16 protein-coding genes are annotated in these 11729 nt (G+C 68.4%); 7 read left to right on the forward strand and 9 right to left on the reverse strand.

The features are described 5' to 3' along the window. Positions 1-176: 176 nt before the first annotated feature. Positions 177-437, forward strand: coding sequence for a hypothetical protein (locus ACFY3N_RS35070; protein ID WP_390820837.1), 261 nt, complete (start codon positions 177-179; stop codon positions 435-437). 397 nt (positions 438-834) lie between these two features. On the opposite strand, the gene ACFY3N_RS35075 is transcribed toward ACFY3N_RS35070, so the two are convergent. Then, entirely contained in the window at positions 835-1131 is a 297-nt protein-coding gene (locus tag ACFY3N_RS35075) for a hypothetical protein (protein WP_390820838.1), read from the reverse strand. 252 nt (positions 1132-1383) lie between these two features. Between ACFY3N_RS35075 and ACFY3N_RS35080 the strand changes: the two genes are divergently transcribed. Next, complete coding sequence (locus ACFY3N_RS35080; protein ID WP_390820839.1) at positions 1384-1971, forward strand: transposase family protein; 588 nt, start codon at positions 1384-1386, stop codon at positions 1969-1971. A 50-nt stretch (positions 1972-2021) separates the two neighbouring features. Here ACFY3N_RS35080 and ACFY3N_RS35085 read toward each other — a convergent pair whose 3' ends face one another. From ACFY3N_RS35085 to ACFY3N_RS35100, 4 genes are all read right to left on the reverse strand, one after another. Beyond that, a complete protein-coding gene (locus tag ACFY3N_RS35085) occupies positions 2022-2969 on the reverse strand; it encodes a DUF4253 domain-containing protein (protein ID WP_390820840.1) in 948 nt (315 codons plus the stop codon). Between the two features lie 237 nt (positions 2970-3206). Then, positions 3207-3527, reverse strand: a complete 321-nt coding sequence (locus ACFY3N_RS35090) for a hypothetical protein (protein WP_390820841.1) — start codon at positions 3525-3527, stop codon at positions 3207-3209. Positions 3528-3647: 120 nt separating this feature from the next. Further along, positions 3648-3881, reverse strand: coding sequence for a hypothetical protein (locus tag ACFY3N_RS35095; RefSeq protein WP_390820842.1), 234 nt, complete (start codon positions 3879-3881; stop codon positions 3648-3650). Positions 3882-3895: 14 nt separating this feature from the next. Continuing rightward, complete coding sequence (locus ACFY3N_RS35100) at positions 3896-4222, reverse strand: hypothetical protein (protein WP_390820843.1); 327 nt, start codon at positions 4220-4222, stop codon at positions 3896-3898. 22 nt (positions 4223-4244) lie between these two features. On the opposite strand from ACFY3N_RS35100, the gene ACFY3N_RS35105 reads away from it, so the two are divergent. The 3 genes from ACFY3N_RS35105 to ACFY3N_RS35115 all read left to right on the forward strand — a co-directional run bounded on the left by ACFY3N_RS35105 (position 4245) and on the right by ACFY3N_RS35115 (position 6788). Beyond that, a complete protein-coding gene (locus tag ACFY3N_RS35105) occupies positions 4245-4805 on the forward strand; it encodes a hypothetical protein (protein ID WP_390820844.1) in 561 nt (186 codons plus the stop codon). A 68-nt stretch (positions 4806-4873) separates the two neighbouring features. Continuing rightward, positions 4874-5527, forward strand: coding sequence for a hypothetical protein (locus ACFY3N_RS35110; RefSeq protein WP_390820845.1), 654 nt, complete (start codon positions 4874-4876; stop codon positions 5525-5527). A 154-nt stretch (positions 5528-5681) separates the two neighbouring features. Then, a complete protein-coding gene (locus ACFY3N_RS35115) occupies positions 5682-6788 on the forward strand; it encodes a hypothetical protein (protein ID WP_390820846.1) in 1107 nt (368 codons plus the stop codon). A 31-nt stretch (positions 6789-6819) separates the two neighbouring features. Here ACFY3N_RS35115 and ACFY3N_RS35120 read toward each other — a convergent pair whose 3' ends face one another. Then, positions 6820-7233 (reverse strand): hypothetical protein, encoded by a 414-nt coding sequence (locus tag ACFY3N_RS35120; protein WP_390820847.1) that lies wholly within the window; start codon positions 7231-7233, stop codon positions 6820-6822. 99 nt (positions 7234-7332) lie between these two features. On the opposite strand from ACFY3N_RS35120, the gene ACFY3N_RS35125 reads away from it, so the two are divergent. Then, positions 7333-8103, forward strand: a complete 771-nt coding sequence (locus tag ACFY3N_RS35125; RefSeq protein WP_390820848.1) for a transposase — start codon at positions 7333-7335, stop codon at positions 8101-8103. 385 nt (positions 8104-8488) lie between these two features. On the opposite strand, the gene ACFY3N_RS35130 is transcribed toward ACFY3N_RS35125, so the two are convergent. The 3 genes from ACFY3N_RS35130 to ACFY3N_RS35140 all read right to left on the reverse strand — a co-directional run bounded on the left by ACFY3N_RS35130 (position 8489) and on the right by ACFY3N_RS35140 (position 10483). Continuing rightward, positions 8489-8884 (reverse strand): RHS repeat-associated core domain-containing protein, encoded by a 396-nt coding sequence (locus ACFY3N_RS35130; protein WP_390820849.1) that lies wholly within the window; start codon positions 8882-8884, stop codon positions 8489-8491. Between the two features lie 203 nt (positions 8885-9087). After that, positions 9088-9630: a hypothetical protein gene (locus ACFY3N_RS35135; RefSeq protein ID WP_390820850.1), complete on the reverse strand. Its 543-nt coding sequence runs from the start codon at positions 9628-9630 to the stop codon at positions 9088-9090. An 88-nt stretch (positions 9631-9718) separates the two neighbouring features. Next, on the reverse strand, positions 9719-10483 hold the full coding sequence (locus tag ACFY3N_RS35140) for an IS5 family transposase (protein ID WP_390820851.1): 765 nt from the start codon (positions 10481-10483) through the stop codon (positions 9719-9721). Between the two features lie 195 nt (positions 10484-10678). Here ACFY3N_RS35140 and ACFY3N_RS35145 point away from each other — a divergent pair, with 195 nt between their 5' ends. Then, entirely contained in the window at positions 10679-11500 is an 822-nt protein-coding gene (locus ACFY3N_RS35145; protein WP_390820852.1) for an ATP-binding cassette domain-containing protein, read from the forward strand. Positions 11501-11729: the final 229 nt, after the last annotated feature.

An 11729-nucleotide genomic window follows, 5' to 3' on the forward strand; every position in this document is an offset into this window, starting at 1 on the left:
GGGCCGCGGGCCCCGCCTGATCAGACGGAGCCCGCGGGGATGCTGGTTTCAGCAGTGCGGGCTCCGTCGCCCTGGCATGGACAGCCCGCACGCGGAAAGGCATCGAGATCATCAGCCTCGCCGACGCTGGCCCCCAGCGCAGACGCCGCGTCCCGTGCAAGGACCCGGTGGACGCCATGTCCATCACCGGCACCGGCATCACGCTGCGGACCTCGGTCGGCCTGTTCGTGCTCAGACTGGACGCCGCGCCCAGGTATTCCTCCTTGCCTACCCTCAAAGAGACCGACCCGCTGCCGGTGGCCTGCTACGCCGTCGCCCGCTGCAGCAGGCAGGACACCACTGTCGTCGGACACGCCCCCGCCTCCTGGGCCAGGAAGTGGGGGCACCTGACCGTGCACGCCTACGGAGGGAACACGGGGCCTCGCAAAGCTCGATGAGATCATCACGTGCGTGGCAGTGGGTCCGTGGGACGGCCAGGAGGTTGTGGCCGTGGGCACCGAAAGCGGCTACGTGACTCCTCCTGTCCACGGGCAGGGCTGATTCATAGTTGTCGTGGCCACAGGTTGTTGCTGGTCAGGGCAGCCTGAGTAGGTTGAGGGGGCGGGTGTGGGGCGCGTAGGAGACCTCGCGCAGGCCGGCCGCGATGCTGCAGTTCCCGGCCCGACGGAGGGTGTCGGTGCGCGAGCCGCGCGCGGTCTGCGGTGTCCCGGTGCGACCCGCGTCCGGTCGGCGTGCCTGCGTGCCTTCGGGCAAGCCGAGTGCCTGGTACAGGGCCGTGAGGTGGTCACGGGCGGCGAGGGCGTGCCGGACGCTGCGGCAGAGCTGTTCGCTCCGTTACTCCGACCGCTCCGGCCAGCGCCTACCCCACTCCTTGACCACCCGGTCGCCGACGGCGAGCGACCGATACGTCCGGCCGTTCACCTCGATGCTGAGCTCCCGCCCCTCATCGGTGCGGATGTGCATCATGTAGTGGCCCGTCGGGCCGTAGGTACCGGTCGAACTGCTCACCCCCCGGCCGGTGACCTCCCCGGTGTAGGCGTCCTTGCTCTCGCCCAACCCGTGCGCGGCGATCATCGCCAGGACCATGGCGAGCGGGCCGAGGGAGAGGAACAGGACAATGGTGTTCGACATGTGCGCCCCCCTGCATCGACGACGGCACAGGCCATCCACGGCAGCGTACCGGTCTTGTGGGCACCAGCCCAGAAGGCATACCCACAAAGGCTGTTCGGCCCCGGTCCGGGGCCAGGGCTGACTCATGGTCCGGGTGGTGGGCGTCGTGCAGGTCACCGGAGGGCGACGGGACCGGCAAAGCCGTCACGAACGCAAGGAGGCTCCGGTTGACGGGGTGACCGACCAAAGTCGCCCTGCATCACCGGAGCCTCGATGTGCCGCCAGTCTGCCGCCGTCTGCCTGATCAAGTCGCCCGGCCCCGCCACACGCGAACTGTCCGTGTTGACGGATCGGTTGACGGCTCTGCTCGACCCGCGCGGCCGTCGCGGACGACGACACTCGCTGGTCGCGGTTCTCCTCACCGTCGCCTGCGCGGTCCTGGCCGGCGGCCGCTCCTACCTGGCGATCGGGCAATGGGCCCGCCACGCTCCCCAGCACACCCTCGCCCGGCTCGGCATCCGCGCCCACGGACCGCTCGGGGTCCGCACTCCGCCGTCCGCCGCCACCCTTCGCCGCGTCCTGGTCGTGGTCTGTCCCGGCGGCCTGGCCGACCTGCTCGGCACCGACCCTGCCGGGACCGACACGGTAGCCGTGGACGGCAAGACCGCGCGCGGCTCGCGCACCGACACGCAGGCCGCTGCCCACCTCCTCGCAGCAGTCACCGGAACCGGGCACACTGTCACCCAGCTGCGGGTCCCGACCAAGACCAACGAGGTCACCGGCTTCGCCCGCCTGCTCGCGCCCTTCCTTCGATCTGACCGGCGTCACCGTCACCGCGGATGCCCTGCGCACCCAGCGTAACCACGCCCGCCACCTCGTCGAGGACAAGAACGCTCACTACCTCCTGCTGGTCAAGGGCAACCAGTGCCGGCTGCGGGGACGAGGGTGTTCAGGGCCTGGGAGATCGCGGCGCCGACGCGGCGTCCGGCGGGATCTGCCGCTGCCCCTGTCCGGCGCCGCTTGGGCGGGACCTGGCTTGTCTGTCTGGTCAGTCCCACCAGAAGTCCCGGCAGTTCAGGTCGATGAAGGTCCTCGGCGTAGGTGGCCAGGTCTCGGTGGGTGCCCTGCCAGATGTTGTCGGGGCAGAAGGCGAAGTGCTCGGCGGCTATGCGCAGGGCGTCTTCGAGGCGGTGTGGTGGGGCTGCGACGCTGAGGTGCAGGGTGTCGAAACCGATGCCGACGACGCGGGCGCCGAAGCGGTCTTCCCAGTCGCGCAGGACAGCGGAGAACGTGGCGGTGTCGTTGTCATAGTTCAGCGGACCGTTCCAGCCAGCGGTGGTGAGGGCGTCGGCTCCACGGGGCGCGGCGACGAGTCCGAGGCGGGCGTGCGGGTGCTGGGTCAGGAAGGCCCGCGCGTACTGATCGGCTGTCGCGTCGGCATCCCTGACGGGCGTGGCGGCGGGTGCGGGTCCGGGCCAGGTCCGGCCGAACGGGGCGGTGACGGCGAGGCGTTTTTCTGTGTCCCGCTGGTCGTCGTCCTCGTCGGTGGCGGTGTGGTCCTGCCACCAGCGGGCGAGGACAGTCCGGGGATCGTGGTCTGCCGGGGACGACATGCGTTCCGGGAACAGTTCACCGCAGGCCCAGGGGCGGAAGTCGGCCTCGTGCGGCTCCAAGGGGGTGAGCAGGAGCGGCCAGAAGCCGGAGGCGGCATGCTCCGCGCGCAGACGGGACCACAGGCCAGCACAGGGCGGGCTGTCGCTCAGCCACAGCGGCTGCACGGTGCCGTGGCCTTCCTCCGACGTGATCATGCGGCCGGGAGGCAGTATCACGCCCTGGGACAGACGGGATTCGAGGTTCACAAGCGGATGCTAGGTTCCCGGTCCGACAACAGGCCCTGTACCGGCGCGGAACCGACAGGGCACTCAGCTCGTCCGGGCCGCGCGATGCCGGCACGGCGGGCGGGCGGGGAAGTCATCGGTCGCCCTGCGGTCATTCCCGTCCCGGCGGCCGGCAGGCGCAGTCGGCAGAGCCTCCTGCAGTGCCCGGTGCCGGGCGACAGCAGCGGCCCGGCTGGTGACACCGGGGCCTGTCGACGATCAGGATCGGGGCGCAAGGAAGCGGGCGTTGTCCGGCAGCTGTTCGCGGAATCTGTCCGGAATCGAGCCCATCAGCCACAGCCAGCGCGCGTTCCGTACGATCTCGTCCTCGAGCAGAACGTACGGGCGGTCGGCGCGGCTGGTGTATCCGGTCTCGGGCGGGCAGCCCTGCTCGTCGGTCCAGGTCATGTAGTGCCGTCCGTCGACGCGCAGCACGCGTCGGCCGTCGGGGTCCTGGTCGCCGAGCATCCGGTAGCCCATGCAGGTCAGCCAGAAGTCGCACGAGCGGCATACCCGCCACCGTGCCATCCGCTCGCCCACGCCTGCGATTTCCGTCGCCGCCCCTTTGCCCGGGCACAGCTTGCAGTCGAACACCTCATACCGCACGTGCGGGTACGCCCCCCGTCGAAGCACCGCTCGCCCTTCCTCAACGTCCGGTCGTCAGCCCTCTTGGATAGCTGTCCGGTCCGGGGTGGGCACTGTAACCGGCTCGATCGCCCCAACCGGCGTCGTCCACTCGATACCGCCACCCGAGGGCCGCAGCCAGGCGACGGGTGTGTCCGTGCCGACGTCGGGAGCGATGGCCTGCAGCACACCGGTCCGCCCGGATGCCGTGTCCCGCACCGGGCGGCCGAGGAGCCGGTGCTTCTCGTGCAGCATGCCCGTCGTGGTCATCGCAGCGCTCCCGTCTACGACAGCGGCGCCCAGGAGTAGCACACGCTCACACCCTGCTTGTGGAGCCGGCTGATCTCGCGGTGCCGCAGATCGTGCGACCAATCCGGTGCGATGGCCGTCGGCCACCGCACGATGTCCACCTCCACCTGCTCCCGCCTAACCAACTCCCGCACCTGCTTCCAGCCCTCCCGGCACAGCGGGTCGGGCTGCCCGTACGGGTCTGTGACCGTCTCGGTGATCGTGATGTTCCGTGCGGCGGTGAAGACCCGGCCCTCCTGCTCGGCGCGCTGTGCGCTCAGGTGCGGGTTCAGCAGACTCCACTCGGCACACACGTACAGCACCGCCCGTGGAGGCGCACCTTCCGTGCTGTCCTGCGCGTCGGTGATCATCGGGGCATTCGGCCGACCAGCGGGCCAGCAGAGCTGGAACGTGAGCTTGGACCGCGCTGCGGGCCCGGGCCTCGCTGTCTGGATCGGCATGCTGTGGGGTGGCCGGCCAGGTCTCGGCGAGATGGCGCTCAGCGACAGTGGCAGCCCTGAACAGCAGGGCGACGGCTTGGAACCGGTGTGGGGCGGGGATGCGGTCGTCGACTGCGAGGGCCGTGACCAGGGCGAGGCCGTCAGCGGTGGCCGGCTGGCAGGTGTCCTGGTGAAGGATCTCGTTGCAGAAGTCGCCGAGGAAGCTCCGGTCGTCCCAGTAGGTGTCGATCTCGGCGTCGAACAGCATCGCGGCCTGGGACGGCCTCGGGCCCGGCAGACGGTCGGCGATGACGTCCCGGAACAGCTGCCGGATCGGCGGACCAGCAGCGTTCGTGGTGTGCCGGGTCTGCTCGGGTTCGGCGTTCGTGTCCATGGCCAGCGCAGCCTACTGGAGCGTCTCGAGCCGACGGCCCGTCGCCCGGATGGGGCCGGTAGCCGGCCCTGAGTCCGTGCCGTCGCTCCCCTGTGAACGGGCTCCAGCACGCCCTCTGTGATGGGCTCTAGAGTTGGCCCATGGACGGCAGCCCCTGGTTCTTAGCCGAAGACCCCCAGGAAGACGGCGAGGAGCCCTGGGACTTCGACACGGCTGAGTCGGCCTTCATCGCAGCCATGCAGAACCGGGCCGCCTTCTGGCGCGTGCCGTTCGCGCACAGCAACGTCGGACGCCCCGAGGACGACTCGTCACTGTTGGTCCACGTCTCCCTCAGCGATAGTGAACGGTCTCTGATACTCGGCGAATGGGCGTTGCACTTCCACGGTACGCATGTGCGTGCCGGCAAGGTCTGCGACCAGCTCTTCAATCTCCACGAGACGCCTGAACGCGGGTTCTTCCGCGCGAGCGGGACGCCGGAACAGCTCGCCGAGCGGTGCGCCACCTGGTTCGAGACTGTTCTGAGCAGACCGGTCATCCGCATGGAGTGGTTCCACCAGCACAGCACGTACGCAACGAACTGGGCGTTCGCGGACACCGCGGAACGCCTGGTGACCAGCGTCAACCGTGCCCTCGCGCCCGCTTCGCACACGGGATGGCGCGTCCCCCGCGTCCGCCACGACCGCTGCACTCTGGTCCGCGGCGCCTCACCATCGCAGACAGGCCCTCACGCGCCGCTCTGCCCGTACGAACCGAAGCCTGCCGACTCCCCCGCAGACCGACCGGTACCTCGGTAGTCCCGCACACGCGAAGGCGTCGGCGTCTCTGTCCTCACACCGACGCTGACGCTCCATGCCGTGGTGGTGCTCCGACCCCGTGGTGGACGAGAAAACACGTTGGCCGACCACTGCCAAACTGCGACGATGCCTCTGTTTCCCAAGCGGAGGGCATTTGTTCGTCTTCGTGTGTACGGGGTGCGGCGCCGAGTTGACCGCCCCGCTGTCCCAGGTCCCCTTGCCGGTCCACGCCCATCAGAAGTACGGGAACGGCATCCAGCTCCCGGTGCTCATGGAGCCGGGCACGTTCGCCGTGGAGCCGGAGCCCTGGGGGCCGCCGTGGCGGAGGTGGGAGGAAATCGATCCGGACGAGGCGGCGGCCCGTGGCATCTACGCGCCGGTCTACGCCCTCTCCGACGGCGCCCCCGGCACGATCGTCATCGCACCGGGGGATGTCCGCGGCACCCGGCTGATTCCGGAGCGGGCCGGCGGCTACTGCTGCGGCCTCGACGGAGCCGACGGTCCCAACATGGCCTGCGAGACGTGCGGACTGCCCGTGGCGAGCCGGATCGACGACTGCTCGCTCTGGCAGGCGGTGTGGCTGGCCCCGAACGCCGTGCACCGTCAACCCGTCGAGGACGCCGACGCCGTACCGCTCTCGTGGGCGGAGCTGACGGCGGAGGGGAGGGGCACGCCTCCGTTCGAGCCGATCACTGCATGGGGCGGCCCGCAGCTGGGATTGCACCACTGGTGGTCATGGAGCCCACAGTGGGAAGCGGCAGCAGGCCGGGCGCTCGCCCACCTGCTGGCTGCCTCGGAGGGCCGGCCGGTGATCGTCCCGGACGGCCTGACCGCGGAAGTGTTCCAACGCGCCCTCGACTCCCTGCTGCCCGCAGGCCCTCCAACGCGGCGAGCCGTTCTGAATGGACCGGGACGGCCCGCCTCCGACCCGGATGCCGACATCCTTCTCGTGCCGGTCCACCCACAGACGGGAGAGGTATGGACCCCGGCCGGAGCCACCTCGGCATACCCGGTGCCGCTGCCGTTCGGGGTGTGGCTGTGGCTGGCCTTCCCTGAGCCGCACCTGCCCGCCCCCGCGTCGGGTGTCATGCCCGCCGGCGTCCTTCGCGACGACCCACCCGCACCTCACCCCTGTGACCTGTTCCGGACCGACTCGGGAGTGTTCCGGCACACTCTGGTCCGGCTACCGGCCGTCCGCAGCCCGTGGCTGCGTAAGATCCTCGAGAACCTCACGCCGTACATGCGCGCGAGCCTCTTCTAAAGGTTGTCCCGTAAGCCCACGAGGCTGAGGGTCATGCTGCGTCAGGGTCGGTGCCGATGGCGCCGGCCGAGCGAAGGGAACGCCCGAGGTCTCCGGTGAGGATGCGCGGGTGCCGCCGCCACCACCACAGGTCGGGGCCGGGCAGCCTGTGGAACTGGTCGAGTGCTTGGCCGTCGTCGTCGACGGTCGCGGCCCTGTACCGGTCGTCCAGAGCTTTGATCCGCGGGGTCCAGAGCTGCACGATGTGTTCGTCCAGCAGGAGCCATGCCTCGTGCAGCCAGTTCCGGCAGTAGAGGTCGTTGGTGTACTCGTAGATGTCGTCGCCGTAGCCGCGCTCGATGGCGCTCACCAGGGCGGCCCACACGTTCACCCTTTCAGTGACCGTGAACGCCGTTCGCCAGCCGCGCTGGTGCAACAGCTCCCCCACCTCGGTCTCCGTAGCCACGGGCGGAGGATCTCACGCGGAAGCCGTCCGGGCGATCGAGATACCGTCCCGCCAGAGGCTGCGGGCCCCGAAGCATGATCAAGGTGAGACGATCTCGCCGTGGCTGGTGTGATCACGGCGTCGGAACCCTCCTGGATAGCCCCGTTCACCGGGCTGAGCCCACGACAGTTCACGAAACTTGTGACCGCGTTGCGGCGGGAGGGCGCCGACCCGGTGAGCAGAGGCCGGCCCTGGGGCCTGCCGCTGGAAGACAGATTTCTGCTGGTGGCCGCGTACTGGCGGACGAACCTCACCCTGCGGCAGCTGGCCCCGTTGTTCGGGGTCTCCAAGTCCGCCGCGGACCGGATCATCGCCCACCTCGGGCCATTGCTCGCCCTGCGGCCTCGCACGAGGTTCCGGAAGGACACGGTGCTGATCGTCGACGGCACCCTGGTCCCTACCCGGGACCACACGATCGCCGAGCAGTCGAAGAACTACAGGTACTCCACCAACCACCAAGTCGTCATCGATGCCGACACCCGTCTGGTCGTCGCCGTCGGCCGGCCGGCCCCGGGGAACCGCAACGACTGCAAGGCATGGGAGCTGTCCGGAGCGAAGGACGCCATCGGCCGGACCACTGTGATCGCTGACGGCGGCTACCGGGGCACTGGCCTGATCATCCCTCACCGCCGTGACCCCGGCCGGGCCGAACTACCAAGTTGGAAAGAGGAACACAACGCCTCTCACCGCAAGGTCAGGGCCCGCGTCGAGCACGCCTTCGCCCGGATGAAGAGCTGGAAGATCCTCCGCGACTGCCGCTTGAAGGGCAACGGCGTTCACCACGCCATGCTCGGCATCGCCCGCCCCCACAACGTCACCATCACCGGCTGAACCGAGCAGGCAGGTCAGCAAGCATGACCGTGATCAATTACGGGACAACGCTTAGCAAGGCTCAGCTGCATGAATTCTCCTTGACCGCGCCTGATCAGGACTGGTTACGTCGTTGCCCCGCGACACGCGGGAGCATGGTCACCAACAAGACCGCAGTGGCACCGATGGCGGCGACGACCCAGCCACTCATATTTCCTCCCACCACGATGACCAGGCCCACGATGATGGCGCACGCTCCCGCCGCTATCGCTCCGGCGGCATTGCGACGCATCGCAGCGCCGGAACCATATAACTCACGATTGAATCGCGACACTTTTACTCCCCTCGTCCGCAGTGTCCCGTGGGGTGAGCGCTTCGGCTCACCCCACGGGACATCTCCGTTCGCTTACCCCACTGCACTGCTCGCAAGCTGTCCTGCGGCGAAGCCCGCTGCGGTGCAACCAGCGGCAACCAGGGCCCCGCCTACGCCCGCGGTGGGCAGGGCGAAGAATCCGGCTGCGAAGTAGCAGGCGAACTCGCCGGCCAACCCGCCGGCCGCGCCTGCCAGGTCACCGAGAAGCCCTTGGGTGTCCCCCTGAGCGAAGTGGCCCAGAGCAGTACCAGCATCGAATCCCGTCAGGGCATCCCCAACCACATCTACGGCTGCCTGAAGGAACAGCCCGCTCGGATCGCTGTTGCTGATGGGATCGCCACCGGCGTACAGGTACGAGTTGGTTTCCTGGCCTGACGGGTCGGCCTGGGTGAAGCGCCCGAGCTGGGGGTCGTAGTAGCGCGCGCCCATCTTGTACAGGCCGGTCGGAGACGGTGTCCGGCTACGGTCATGGACCGGCCGCGACATCACCGCATCCGGATAGGCCTCGCGATGACCGCCATGCGCCTGCCGACCGGCCTGTCCTCGAGAGCGGGATGGTCATATGAGATGCCGCGGGGCATCTCGCGTTCGAGCAGCCGCAGAACCGGCTCCTTCACACAGATGATCGACGCTCAATCACCAAGAACTTCCCCCGGGGCAGCCCCCTGTCCCTCCAGGAACTTGCTCACCTCATCGACGAGGGAGCCCTTGGCACGGCCCGTCTCCACCGAGGTACTGGTGGAGAATTCAGGCACACCGACACCACCGACCCATACATGCGGAGCAGACGGCTCGTCGTCAATATCCATGTGGACCTGGATGGCGACCACGTCCAGGTCACGGGCAGGCGCAGCAGCGTAGAAGGTCGCCGTGGCTCGGCGCAGCGGGTAGAGTTTAAAGCCCTCGATCTCCTTGCTGTGGTAGTCGATGAAAGCCGAATCGCCATCCTCTCCGACTCTCACGTCGATGTGGCGTCGCTCCAGCTCGATCATGAACCATTCCTCGGCGCGGTTCTCGACCGTGACACGGAAGCTGAAGTACTTCAGCTTCCGCGCATCGCTGTCCCGACCCTCGGGCGGGACGTCCCCCTTCTTGAAGGAGTGGACGCGGACCCGTATCCCCTTGTGGTCACCTTCGTACTCGAGCCAGTCACCCATGACGTTCGGTCGGTGCATCTCCGTCCCTGATCTCTCGCAGCTTGTGAGGTCGGATCAAGATTACCGGCGACAGTCACATTCCGTAATCAGTGAGCCTTTTCCATCCTCACCCTGAGCTGGTCAGATGCAGGGTGAGGACGGCCTGGACGAGGCTGGTGATCCGGGTGGTCAAGCATCGCAGTTTGCGCAGAAGGCGCCAGGATTTAAGGGTGGCGACGGCTTTCTCGACGAGAGCCCGGATCTTCGCGTGGGACCGATTCACCGCCTGCTGACCTGCGGAGAGGGTCTCCCACCGTCCCCAGCACGGGACGCGGACCGTGCCGCCGACACCTCGGTATCCCTTGTCGGCCCAGCACGGGATGCCTGCCTCGGCCAAGGCATCGACGATGCCGTGTTCGCGGGCTGCACGGATGTCGTGGACAGCGCCGGGCAGGGGCGGTGAGGCCCACAGCAGCCGGCCGAAGGGGTCGGCGAGGATCTGCACGTTCATGCCGTGCTTCTTGTGTTTGCCGGAGTAGAACGGTCGGTCCGCGGCAATGCGGTCGATGGGCAGGAGCGTCCCGTCGAGGATCACGTACGCCTTCGTCGACGCCGCTCGTACGGCTTCGGCGAGGGTGGGGGCGAGGGCGGCGAGGAGGTTGACGGCTTCGGTGATGTATCGGTAGGCGGTGGTGGTGCCGATCCCGAATCCGGCCGCGAGCTGGGCGTAGGGCTGGCCGTTGCGCAGGTGGGCGAGGGTGAGCAGGGCCTGTCGGCCTGCGTTCAGGCGCCGCCATCGGGTTCCGAGATTGCGGCGGTGTTCTTTCAGACGGGCGGCGAGGAAGCGCAGGGCCGTGCTGGACACGTCGACGCCGGACGGGTAGACAAGCATGCGAAGCCTCTGGTGGAGACGGTTGTCTTGGTCGAAAACCCATCTACCAGGGGGTCTACCTGCCTGTCAGCTTAACTGCCAAGCCCGCCCGCCAGACTGGAAGGACCAGAGTGTAGGCCACAGTGGGGAGTCGAGTTGTTACGTTGCGAGGCGGTCGGTAAACGGTACGGCGGAGGACGATGGATCCTTAGTGACGTGCACATGGAAGTCGCGACCGGTGACGTCCTCGCGGTGGTCGGCAGCAACGGTTCGGGGAAGTCGACCTTGCTGAGGATCCTCGTTGGACTGTCACAACCCACCACCGGGAGCGTGTCGGGCCGACCACCGCGCATCGGTTACGTACCGGACCGCTTCACCGGCCACGACCGCATCTCGGCGATCTCCTATCTCACCCACATGGGGCGTATCCGTGGCCTGTCGGGCTCCGCCGCCCGTGCCCGAGGCCATCACCTGCTGGATCGGCTGTCCTTGGTGGGCGGGTGGAAGGCACCGCTGCGCACGCTGTCGAAGGGCAACGCGCAGAAGGTGGCGCTCGCCCAGGCTTTGCTTGTCCAGCCCGACCTGCTGGTCCTCGACGAACCCTGGTCTGGTCTGGATGCCTCGGCCCACGGTGTCCTCGCCGAGTTCATCGACGAAGTGGCCGCACAGGGTGGAGCAGTGGTCTTCACCGACCACCGCGAGGCGATCACCGAGACGCATGCCCGTAGCGCCTACACCATCAGCGACGGCCGGGTCACCTCGCACGGCGGCCGGCACGCCGGGAGTCGCACCTCGATGGCCGAGCTGGTCCTGACCGTGCCGTCCACCGGCGTCATGCCGATGGAGGTGAACTGGTCCGTGCTGCCGGGTGTGACGGACATCGCCCATCGCGGCGGGGAGGTCGTCCTGCGGGTGGCGCGGGAGCACTCGGACGCCGTACTGCTGACGGCACTGCAGCACCGGTGGTCGGTGGCCAGCCTGGCCGGGGCCGCGGACGAACACAGTTTCCGGGCCGATGCGCGGGGGACCACCCTGTGATCGCTTTGGTCCGCTATATGTCCACGGTGCTGCTGCTCTCCCAGCGCTACCTCGCGCCGCTGTTGCTGTTCCTCGGCCTGGTGGCCGTGCTGACCAGCAGCGATAACTGAGGTTCCCCCGGGATGCGGGGGGTTGTGACAGCAGGTCAGATAGGACTCACAGAGAGGAGCCCTGTTGATGCCTGCGCCGAGGAAGTACCCGCTGGAGTTGCGTGAGCGTGCGGTGCGGA

This window comes from Streptomyces sp. NPDC000348, assembly GCF_042898795.1.
Lineage (GTDB): Bacteria > Actinomycetota > Actinomycetes > Streptomycetales > Streptomycetaceae > Streptomyces.

Excerpts from the sequence above, each read along its gene's own strand:
- ACFY3N_RS35070 (WP_390820837.1), top strand. The coding sequence starts at position 177 with ATGTCCATCACCGGCACCGGCATCACGCTGCGGACCTCGGTCGGCCTG.
- ACFY3N_RS35075 (WP_390820838.1), bottom strand. The coding sequence starts at position 1,131 with ATGTCGAACACCATTGTCCTGTTCCTCTCCCTCGGCCCGCTCGCCATG.
- ACFY3N_RS35080 (WP_390820839.1), top strand. The coding sequence starts at position 1,384 with ATGTGCCGCCAGTCTGCCGCCGTCTGCCTGATCAAGTCGCCCGGCCCC.
- ACFY3N_RS35095 (WP_390820842.1), bottom strand. The coding sequence starts at position 3,881 with ATGACCACGACGGGCATGCTGCACGAGAAGCACCGGCTCCTCGGCCGC.
- ACFY3N_RS35110 (WP_390820845.1), top strand. The coding sequence starts at position 4,874 with ATGGACGGCAGCCCCTGGTTCTTAGCCGAAGACCCCCAGGAAGACGGC.
- ACFY3N_RS35130 (WP_390820849.1), bottom strand. The coding sequence starts at position 8,884 with ATGGGCGCGCGCTACTACGACCCCCAGCTCGGGCGCTTCACCCAGGCC.
- ACFY3N_RS35135 (WP_390820850.1), bottom strand. The coding sequence starts at position 9,630 with ATGCACCGACCGAACGTCATGGGTGACTGGCTCGAGTACGAAGGTGAC.
- ACFY3N_RS35140 (WP_390820851.1), bottom strand. The coding sequence starts at position 10,483 with ATGCTTGTCTACCCGTCCGGCGTCGACGTGTCCAGCACGGCCCTGCGC.